The following is a 720-nucleotide window of genomic DNA, read 5'->3' on the forward strand; positions in this document are numbered from 1 at the left end:
ACATCCGAGAAGCAAGCTTCTCTTCCGTTCGCTCGACTTGCATGTATTAGGCACGCCGCCAGCGTTCGTCCTGAGCCAGGATCAAACTCTCCGTAAAGTGTTTGAAAAGCTCATTGTCTTTTTTATTCGAAAAAGACTTAAAATCTTAAACGTTGACGTTTGGTTGTTTAGTTTTCAAGGTTCAATAATGAAATTGGTGGAGCCTAGCGGGATCGAACCGCTGACCTCCTGCGTGCAAGGCAGGCGCTCTCCCAGCTGAGCTAAGGCCCCTTAATAAATGGTCGGGAAGACAGGATTTGAACCTGCGACCCCTTGGTCCCAAACCAAGTGCTCTACCAAGCTGAGCTACTCCCCGAATTGCTTATTATATAAGGATGGCGCGCCCGAGAGGAGTCGAACCCCTAACCTTTTGATCCGTAGTCAAACGCTCTATCCAATTGAGCTACGGGCGCATGTTATCCTGTTTGTCTGAAATGGTGCCGAGGGCCGGACTCGAACCGGCACGGTGGAAACCCACCGCAGGATTTTAAGTCCTGTGCGTCTGCCAATTCCGCCACCCCGGCTAAGGCAGATAAACTTAAAAATCAATATGGAGCGGAAGACGAGATTCGAACTCGCGACCCCCACCTTGGCAAGGTGGTGTTCTACCACTGAACTACTCCCGCATATTGAATTGGTGCGGGTGGAGGGACTTGAACCCCCACGCCTTGCGGCACTAGA

Annotated in this window: 5 tRNA genes and 1 rRNA gene; all 6 read right to left on the reverse strand. The window is 51.1% G+C overall.

The features are described 5' to 3' along the window. Positions 1–97 (reverse strand): 16S ribosomal RNA (locus H7968_RS17945); the annotation flags it as partial. 97 nt (positions 98–194) lie between these two features. Then, positions 195–270, reverse strand: a tRNA-Ala gene (locus H7968_RS17950). Between the two features lie 8 nt (positions 271–278). Then, positions 279–355 (reverse strand) — tRNA-Pro (locus H7968_RS17955). Positions 356–375: 20 nt separating this feature from the next. Continuing rightward, positions 376–452: transfer RNA gene (locus H7968_RS17960), tRNA-Arg, on the reverse strand. Between the two features lie 22 nt (positions 453–474). Beyond that, positions 475–563 (reverse strand) — tRNA-Leu (locus tag H7968_RS17965). A 27-nt stretch (positions 564–590) separates the two neighbouring features. Further along, positions 591–665, reverse strand: a tRNA-Gly gene (locus tag H7968_RS17970). Between the last annotated feature and the right edge of the window lie 55 nt (positions 666–720).

The sequence above is a fragment of the Jeotgalibacillus aurantiacus genome, from assembly GCF_020595125.1.
Taxonomy (GTDB): Bacteria; Bacillota; Bacilli; order Bacillales; family Jeotgalibacillaceae; genus Jeotgalibacillus; species Jeotgalibacillus aurantiacus.